This window comes from Actinoalloteichus spitiensis RMV-1378 (genome assembly GCF_000239155.1).
GTDB lineage: Bacteria > Actinomycetota > Actinomycetes > Mycobacteriales > Pseudonocardiaceae > Actinoalloteichus_B > Actinoalloteichus_B spitiensis.
On the sequence record NZ_AGVX02000166.1, the window covers coordinates 1 to 7,831 of the forward strand.

9 protein-coding genes are annotated in these 7,831 nt (G+C 72.7%); 4 read left to right on the forward strand and 5 right to left on the reverse strand.

Annotated features, from left to right (window positions below):
- The 5 genes from ACTIDRAF_RS27875 to ACTIDRAF_RS27880 all read right to left on the reverse strand — a co-directional run.
- Positions 1–299: WXG100 family type VII secretion target (locus ACTIDRAF_RS27875; protein ID WP_016698334.1), on the reverse strand; the 299-nt coding region annotated here is incomplete at its 3' end.
- Positions 296–832 (reverse strand): YbaB/EbfC family nucleoid-associated protein, encoded by a 537-nt coding sequence (locus ACTIDRAF_RS34205; protein WP_016698335.1) that lies wholly within the window; start codon positions 830–832, stop codon positions 296–298. The genes ACTIDRAF_RS27875 and ACTIDRAF_RS34205, both read right to left, overlap by 4 nt.
- A gap of 118 nt (positions 833–950) precedes the next feature.
- Positions 951–1,901 carry a hydroxymethylglutaryl-CoA lyase gene (locus ACTIDRAF_RS0208635; protein ID WP_016698336.1) on the reverse strand — a complete coding sequence of 317 codons (951 nt, stop codon included), beginning with the start codon at positions 1,899–1,901 and terminating at the stop codon, positions 951–953.
- Between the two features lie 42 nt (positions 1,902–1,943).
- Positions 1,944–2,474, reverse strand: a complete 531-nt coding sequence (locus ACTIDRAF_RS0208640) for a PH domain-containing protein (protein ID WP_016698337.1) — start codon at positions 2,472–2,474, stop codon at positions 1,944–1,946.
- 90 nt (positions 2,475–2,564) lie between these two features.
- Positions 2,565–3,479, reverse strand: a complete 915-nt coding sequence (locus ACTIDRAF_RS27880; RefSeq protein WP_016698338.1) for a biotin--[acetyl-CoA-carboxylase] ligase — start codon at positions 3,477–3,479, stop codon at positions 2,565–2,567.
- Between the two features lie 687 nt (positions 3,480–4,166).
- Here ACTIDRAF_RS27880 and ACTIDRAF_RS0208650 point away from each other — a divergent pair.
- The 4 genes from ACTIDRAF_RS0208650 to ACTIDRAF_RS27885 all read left to right on the forward strand — a co-directional run.
- Positions 4,167–5,807, forward strand: coding sequence for an acyl-CoA carboxylase subunit beta (locus ACTIDRAF_RS0208650; protein WP_016698339.1), 1,641 nt, complete (start codon positions 4,167–4,169; stop codon positions 5,805–5,807).
- Positions 5,808–5,841: 34 nt separating this feature from the next.
- A complete protein-coding gene (locus tag ACTIDRAF_RS0208655) occupies positions 5,842–6,078 on the forward strand; it encodes an acyl-CoA carboxylase subunit epsilon (protein WP_016698340.1) in 237 nt (78 codons plus the stop codon).
- Between the two features lie 93 nt (positions 6,079–6,171).
- Positions 6,172–6,801 (forward strand): Maf family protein, encoded by a 630-nt coding sequence (locus tag ACTIDRAF_RS0208660; RefSeq protein WP_016698341.1) that lies wholly within the window; start codon positions 6,172–6,174, stop codon positions 6,799–6,801.
- A partial coding sequence (locus ACTIDRAF_RS27885) for a DUF418 domain-containing protein (RefSeq protein WP_016698342.1) occupies positions 6,792–7,831 on the forward strand: 1,040 nt, incomplete at its 3' end. The genes ACTIDRAF_RS0208660 and ACTIDRAF_RS27885, both read left to right, overlap by 10 nt.

Here is a 7,831-nt window from a genome sequence, read left to right on the forward strand (position 1 = left end):
ACGCTGGTGTTGGTCTCCTCGGCTTCGCGGTAGGTGGCGGCCGCGGCGTGGAGGCGGCCGGTGTGGTCGGTGAGCCTTCCGGGCAGCGCGTCCAGCAGCTCCAGGGTGGTGTCGGCGGGTTCCACGTGGCCGGCGGCGAACCGGCGGCCGATCTCGTCGTCGCCCCAGCACGCTCCGGTGGCGTCCAGCACCTCGCGCAGCCGGTTGAGGATGCGCTCCGCCGTGGCCGCCTCCGCACCCAGCACGGAGGCGCGGTCGGCGAGCAGCTCCGGGTCGACCTGGTACCCGTCGTGGCTCATCGTCCGTTCCCCTCTCCTGACCCGGACCACCCGCCCGGGCGCAGCCAGCTCACCGCGTCGAACGAATCGTCCTCGTCCGCGCCCCGGGAAGCGGCGTCGCCGTCCTCGTTCCGCCCTCGATCGACCGCCTCGGCGCCCGGGAGCAGGTCCCGGTCGGAGAGGTCCCCGGTCCCCGCCAGCACCGAGTCGGAGCCGACTCGTTCGGGGAGCACGGGGGCCAGGGCGCGTTCGGCTGCCCGGCTCGCGGCCTGGGAGGCTTCGGAGACCGTGGTGAGCACGAGTTTCGCGAGTTCGTCCGGCCGGTGCCGGCGGTAGGCGTCCGGGCTGATAGTCAGGTCCCGCAACGCGCCCTGGGAGCCGACGGTCGCCGTGACGGTCCGGTCCGGGCTGCTCGCGGTCTCGCGGATCGCCACGAGGTCGCGGCGCACGGTGCCCAGCTGCTCCCGACTGCGCCGGTAGTCGGCGAGCAGCGCGTTCACGTCAGCCTGGTGGTCCAGGTGGGCCAAGGTCGCCTCCGGGGTGGCCGCCGGCACGGGGTACCGGTCTGGCAGGTTCCGGCTTTGACGGCGGGCGCGTCCTCCCGGTTCCCCCAGACGGGGAACTTTTTCACGTCCGACCCGGCGGTCGGTCGGTCACCAACACGGGCGGCCCTCAGGGCGCCAGCGCGGCGACCACCCGGGAGGCGCTGGGCCGGCCGAGCCGTTCCGCCATCCACCTGCTGGTCTCGACCAACGCGGCCAGGTCGACGCCGTGGCGCACCCCGAGCCCGTCCAGCATCCACACCAGGTCCTCGGTGGCGAGGTTCCCGGTGGCGGACCCCGCGAAGGGGCACCCACCGAGCCCGCCCGCCGAGGAGTCCACCGTCCGGACGCCGGCTCGGAGCGCGGTGAGGGTGTTCGACAGGGCCTGCCCGTAGGTGTCGTGGAAGTGGACGGCGAGGGTCTCGACCGGTGTTCCGGCCCGTTCGAAGGCGGACAGCACGGCGAGCACGTGGCCCGGCGTCGCCACTCCGATGGTGTCACCGAGGGAGAGCTGCTCCACCCCCATCTCCGCCAGCCGCGTACCCGAGGCCACGACGCGGTCCGGCGGGACCGCTCCCTCCCAGGGGTCGCCGAAGCACATCGACAGGTAGCCGCGTACCCGGGCCCCCTCCGCGACCGCTCGTGCCACCACCGGTTCGAGCATGGCGAACTGCTCGTCGAAGGACCGGTTCAGGTTGCGCCGGGCGAAGGTCTCGGTCGCGCTGGCGAAGACGGCGATGTCCTCGACGCCGGCCCGCAGCGCGCGGTCCAGGCCGCGTTCGTTGGGCACCAGCACCGGGTACCGGACACCGGGACGGCGGGTGAGCCCCGCCAGCAGCTCCTCGGCGTCGGCGAGCTGGGGGACCCATTTCGGGTGGACCAGGCTGGTGGCCTCCACGACCGGAAGCCCCGCCGAGGCGAGCCGGTCGAGGAACTCGCGCTTGACGGCGAGGTCCACGGGGCGGGACTCGTTCTGCAGGCCGTCGCGGGGACCCACCTCCCAGATGGTGACCCGTGGGGGCAAGCCCTCGTCCTCGGGTGCCGGAACGGTCTGGGGCAGGCCGGGAGTGCGGGTGCTCAACGCTGGCTCCTCACCGTGTCGGAAGCGCCTGCTCCAGGGCCGCTAGTCCGGGTCCCGCTGGGGACGGGACCGGTAGTAGTACTCGCCGTCGTCATCGTCGTTGATCTGGTGGTAGAGCAGGCCGTGCACCCGCTCGACGCTGGGGATGTCGTCGAACTCCAGGGGTTCCTCGGAGGCCGACTCGATGATGAGCGTGCCGCACCCGAGGACCCGGTCGATGAGGCTGTGCTGGAAGCGGACGCTGTTGATCCGGGACAGCGGGATGTCGATGCCGGTGCGGTGCAGGACTCCCTCCCGCACCATGACCCGCTCCGAGGTGACGACGAAGTGGGTGCTGCGCCACCGCACGAGGGGGGTGACGAACAACCAGAGGATGAGGATGCCCCCCAGCACCCCGAGCGAGATCCAGGCGATCTGGTTCCAGGAGAGGTCCTGGGCCAGTGCCGCGAGGTAGGAGCCGCCCCCCACGATGACGAGGAAGGCGATGGTGGGCCAGAAGAGCGTCTTCCAGTGCGGATGCTTGTGGATGACCACCCGTTCGTCGTCGGTGAGCATGTTCTCCGGGTATCCCACGGATCCCTCCCCGCTCTGCCCGTACCGCTGCCGACCTGATCACCGTACCGGCGCGCCACCCCGCGCGGGACGGCAACCGGCCCGATCCCGTCACGTCCCGCTCCGACCACCCGCGCCGGAGGGCCTGGTCTCCGCCCGCAGGTGGTGGACGTCTCCGGCCGGGTAGTGGGCGCACGCGCCGTCGTCGGTGCGCAACACCAGCTGTCCCAGGTCGTCGACGTCCTCGGCGACGCCCGTCACGCATCCCCCTCCGGGCAGGTCGAGCCGCACCCGGGTGCCGAGGGTGGCGCACCGTTCCCGGTAGGTGGCGAGCTGCCCGGACCGGCGGACGTCTCCCGAGTGGTCCCGCCACCGCCGTTCCGCGTCGGCCAGCTCGTGGAGGAACGCCGAGGCGAGGGTGGTGCGGTCGGTCTCGGTCGCGCCCTGGAGCGCCAGCGACGTGGCCGGGACCGCGCCAGGACGGCTGGGCAGTTCCTCGGCCTCCTGGGTGACGTTGAGCCCGACGCCGACGACCACGGCGGGCCGCTGCCCCCCCGTCGCGTTCCTCGCCCCCTCCGGGCCCGCGGGGGGAACGGCCACCTCGGCGAGGATGCCGGCGCACTTGGCGCCGTCGGCACCGACGAGCAGGTCGTTCGGCCACTTGAGGGCCGCGTGGACTCCGCACCGTTCGCGCACCACGCGCACGAGGGCGAGGCCGGTGAGCAGCGGCAACCAGCCCCACGCCGTTCCCGGTACCTCCGCCGGCCGGAACAGCACGCTGAGGGTGAGCCCCGCCCGGGGTGGGGACTCCCAGCCGCGCCGGAGCCGGCCGCGCCCGGCCCGCTGCTCCTCCGCGAGGAGCGCTCGGCGGTCCGGGGCGCCCTGCCGGGCGGCGTCCACGAGGTCCGCGTTGGTCGACCCCGTCACCTCGACCACCTCGACCGAGGTGAACGGGCCGCCGCCCAGCACCAGCTCGTGGTGGAGCCGGGCCGGGTCGAGCGGGGGTCTGTCGAGTCGGGCGCGCACCGCACCAGCCTACGAACGGCCGCGCGCCCACCGGCCGGGCCGGCCTCGAACGGGCCACCGTCCGCCCCCTCGTGGTGGGCCGGGTCGCCCTCGGCCGCGGCGCGGTGCCGTCCCTCCGGCGCGGCGTCCTCGCTCGGCGACACCGGGCCCCACGTTCCGATGTCCGTTCGCCGCCCCGGTATCGACCTCGAATCCGACCTTCGAATCCGAATCCACGGGAACGGCGCGTCCTCCTCCCGCGAGCAGGTTCTCCGGATCGCGCTGCCCGCATGCGGCGGCTGCCTTTCCGGATATCCAGTCGCGACGTTTCTCCCGTTTTCCCACCTCGGAGTGGGACGACTATTCTCGAACCGTTCCCGCGCGTCCGACCGCCGCCGGGCGGCCACCCCTTCCCGGCCCGCGCCGGGGCCGTCCCGCCGGAGCTGGGCGCGCGGGCGGCCCTCCTGGCACACGTCCCGGTGCCCACCCTGTCCGCGCCAGGCGCGTGGTGGCGCGGGGAGGGTCCGCACCCCCGGCGCCGACCGCTCGTCACCCACCCGTGCGTGGACGACAAAGCGAGCGGTCCGTTCTTGGTCCAGTTCCACAGAACTACCGCATCACGGCAGGTGGTATGGGGTGTGCTCCCAGGAGGAAGAGTCCGGGCAAGGGTGCGGAGAAGTGGCTCCGACAACGCTAGGCTGCCTCCTCATGAGCAGCGCGACGGAGCCGATCGGGGAAGTGCCGGACACCCAGCCGGACATCCACACCACGGCGGGCAAGCTCGCCGACCTCTACCGCCGGAGCCACGAGGCGGTGCACGCCGGCTCGGCCCGGGCGGTCGAGAAGCAACACGCGAAGGGCAAGAAGACCGCCCGCGAGCGGATCGACATGTTGCTCGACCCGGGGTCCTTCGTGGAGATCGACGAACACGCCCGCCACCGGTCCACCAATTTCGGGATGGAGAAGAACCGGCCCCTCGGCGACGGTGTCGTCACCGGGTTCGGCACGGTCGACGGCCGGAAGGTGTGCGTCTACTCCCAGGACTTCACGATTTTCGGCGGTTCACTGGGCGAGGTGCTCGGCGAGAAGATCGTCAAGATCATGGAACTCGCCATGAAGACCGGCTGCCCCATCATCGGGATCAACGACTCCGGCGGCGCGCGGATCCAGGAGGGCGTGGTCTCCCTGGGGCTCTACGGGGAGATCTTCCGCCGCAACACCCACGCCTCGGGCGTCATCCCCCAGATCTCGCTGATCATGGGGCCCTGCGCGGGCGGCGCGGTGTACTCGCCCGCCATCACCGACTTCACCGTGATGGTCGACAAGACCTCCCACATGTTCGTGACCGGCCCGGACGTCATCCGGACGGTGACCGGTGAGGACGTCGGGTTCGAGGAGCTGGGGGGCGCGGAGACGCACAACTCCCGGTCCGGCAACGCCCACTACCTGGCGGAGGACGAGGACGACGCGATCTCCTACGTCAAGGCGCTGCTGAGCTACCTCCCCTCGAACAACCTGTCGGAGCCCCCGGTGTTCGAGGGTGAGGACACCGGGGAGGGGCCGGTCGCCGAGACGCTGACCGAGAGCGACCGGGAGCTGGACACCCTCGTCCCCGACTCGCCGAACCAGCCCTACGACATCCGGGACGTCGTGACCCGCGTGCTCGACATGGGTGACTTCTGCGAGGTCCAGGAGCTGTTCGCACCCAACATCGTGATCGGGTTCGGCCGGGTGGAGGGGCACAGCGTCGGAGTCGTCGCCAACCAGCCCACCCAGTTCGCCGGCACGCTGGACATCGCGGCCAGTGAGAAGGCCGCCCGCTTCGTCCGGACCTGCGACGCCTTCAACATCCCGGTGCTGACCTTCGTCGACGTCCCCGGCTTCCTGCCGGGCACCGACCAGGAGTGGAACGGCATCATCCGGCGCGGGGCCAAGCTGCTCTACGCCTACGCCGAGGCCACGGTTCCCAAGGTCACCGTGATCACCCGCAAGGCCTACGGGGGCGCCTACGACGTCATGGGGTCCAAGCACCTGGGCGCGGACATGAACCTGGCCTGGCCCACCGCCCAGATCGCCGTGATGGGGGCGCAGGGCGCGGTCAACATCCTGCACCGCCGGACCCTGGTCGAGGCGGCGAACCGGGGGGAGGACATCGCCGAGGTGCGGGCTCGGCTCCAGCAGGAGTACGAGGACACCCTGTGCAACCCCTACGTGGCCGCCGAGCGGGGCTACGTGGACTCGGTCATCCCGCCGTCCCACACCCGGGGCTACATCGCCCGGTCGCTGCGGATGCTGCGGGACAAGCGGGAGACCCTGCCCCCCAAGAAGCACGGGAACATCCCGCTCTGATCCTGGCGGGCCGACGGTCAACGGAGGTGAACGCATGAGCACGAACGACGAGAGCCAGCCGGCGCGTCCGCTGCTGCGGGTCGTCCGGGGCACCCCGGACGACGTCGAGCTGGCGGCGCTGACCAGCGTGGTGGCCTCGCTGACCTCGGCCGCGCCGGTCGACGCGGCTCCCCCGGAGCGGACCCCCTGGGCGGAACGCTCCGCATCCTGCCGCCAACCGCTGAGCCCCGGCCCCGGGGCGTGGCGGCGTTCCGCGCTTCCCCGCTGGTGAGCCGGTTCCCGGGCGGGCACCGGCGGGCTCCCGGGCCCGGCGCCGCTGCCCGCCCCTGACCGGGTGAGCGGTGGTGCCCTCTACGCTCGACCCGTGCAGCTGATTCTCGCCTCGGCCTCACCCGCCCGACGCAGCGTGCTGCGGGCCGCCGGTGTCGACCCAGTGGTCAGGGTCTCCGGTGTCGACGAGGAGGCGCTCATCGAGGGGATGTCCCGGCCCGACCCTGCCCGGATCGTCGTCGAACTCGCCAGGGCCAAGGCCGACGCCGTCGCCACCGAGGTCGCCTCCGAGTACCCCGACTCGGTCGTCGTCGCCTGCGACTCGATGCTGGCGGTACCCGGCCCGGAGGGGGTGACCGCCGTCGGCAAGCCCGGCTCGGTCGAGCGCGCGCGGGAACGGTGGAGCACCCTGGCCGGGAGCAGCGCCGAGTTGCTGACCGGACACGCGGTGGTCCGCATCGAACACGGGCGGCGGGTCCGGTCCCTGGAGGGCATCGCGGGCACCACCGTCCGGTTCGGTGAGCCGACCGAGGCCGAGCTGGAGGCCTACCTCGCCACGGGCGAACCGCTCCAGGTCGCGGGAGCCTTCACCCTCGACGGTCTCGGCGGCTGGTTCGTGGAGGGGGTGGAGGGGGACCCGTCGAACGTCGTCGGCATCAGCCTTCCCCTGACCAGGAAGCTCCTCGCCGCCGCCGGGGTCGACGTGGTGGCGCTGTGGAACTGACCGGCGAACGCCGGACGAGGGCGAGCGGCCCGACGTCACGGGTTCTCGGTCTCGACGTGGCGCGCGCCCTCGCGGTGCTGGGGATGTTCGCGGCCCACATCGGCCCCCACCCCCGGGACGGCGCGGAGGGCGCCGTGGCGCTGGAGGTGTTCCACGGGCGCTCCGCGGCACTGTTCGCCCTGCTCGCGGGCGTCTCGCTCGCCCTGCTCAGTGGTGGCCGAGCTCCCGTCGCCGGTGGTGGCCGTCGCGCCGTCGTCACCCGGCTGGCCGTCCGGGCCCTCCTGCTGTTCCTGCTCGGCCTCGTGCTGGACGCGCTGGGCACTCCGGTACTGGTCATCCTCTGCTACTACGCCGTGTACTTCGCACTGGCCCTGCCGCTGCTCTGGCTGCGGCCGGCCACGCTCTGGACGATCGCGGCCGGCTGGGCCGTCCTCGGCCCGCTGGTGTCCTTCTGGCTGCGTTCGCGGTGGGCGCCCAGCAGCCAGCCGTACGAGTACCACGTCTTCGAGTCGCTGGAGTTGTCGAGCCCCGGCGGGCTGCCCGCACTGCTGGTCACCGGGTCCTACCCCGCGCTGACCTGGATGCCGTTCGTGCTCGCGGGCATCGCCGTCGGGCGGCTCGACCTCGCCTCCACCCGGGTCGCCACGACCCTGTCGCTGGTCGGGGCCGGTCTGGCCTCGGCCGGGTACGGGCTGTCCCACTGGATGTCGGGCTCGGGGAACACGGAGCGGCTGCGTGGACTCCTCCTCGAGGAGTACGGGGTGGACGCCCCGGCGACCGAGGAGTTCGGCGCGCGTCTCGACCAACTCGTCCAGTGGGGCATGCTCGGCACCGTTCCCAGTTCCGACCCCGCCTGGCTGCTGGTCTCCTCCCCGCATTCGGGGACGCCGTTCGAGGTCGTGGGGGCGGCCGGGGTCGCCCTGCTGGCGCTGGGCGGATGCCTCCTGCTCTGCCGGTGGGCGGTGGTGGCGGCGGTCCTCACACCCCTCCGCGCGATCGGGTCGATGCCGCTGTCCGTCTACAGCGCCCC